The organism is Mycobacterium sp. 852014-52144_SCH5372336 (assembly GCF_001665615.1).
GTDB lineage: Bacteria > Actinomycetota > Actinomycetes > Mycobacteriales > Mycobacteriaceae > Mycobacterium > Mycobacterium neumannii_A.
The window spans coordinates 1-537 of sequence record NZ_LZSW01000023.1; the positions used below are offsets into that span (position 1 = coordinate 1).

At 54.7% G+C, this 537-nt stretch carries 1 rRNA gene; it reads right to left on the reverse strand.

What is annotated here, in order from left to right:
- Positions 1-473 precede the first annotated feature (473 nt).
- Positions 474-537, reverse strand: a 16S ribosomal RNA gene (locus A5759_RS04825); the annotation flags it as partial.

Genomic DNA, 537 nt, shown 5'->3' on the forward strand with positions numbered 1-537 from the left:
ACGTCCTTCATCGGCTCCCAGTGCCAAGGCATCCACCATGCGCCCTTAAACACTTACACACAAAACAGATCAAAAAATATTCTCGGAAGAATAAAAATTGCATTATCACCGCAACAAACCACCCAGCCCCCACCAACGAGGACCAAGCAACCCGCTGCGAGATGCTCGCAACCACTATCCACAAATCAAACACCACACCCCACCACCAAAGCAGGGCGACAACCACAGCCAACCCCCACACGGGGATCAACACCATCTCCGGTTTCCCACACTCGGGACAAAGAGATCGCGGGCTTGTTGTCTCAAAGCCCAATAGTGTGTCTGGCAATCTTTCACGCCCGGCTTTTCCCACCAGACGATCAACGTTTGTTGTGCACCGGCCGAACACCCACTACAGGCGCCGGCACTGATATCCCAACCGCAACTGATCCCACAGGCGTGGGGGCGGGGGAAAATTGAATGGTGCTCCTTAGAAAGGAGGTGATCCAGCCGCACCTTCCGGTACGGCTACCTTGTTACGACTTCGTCCCAATCGCC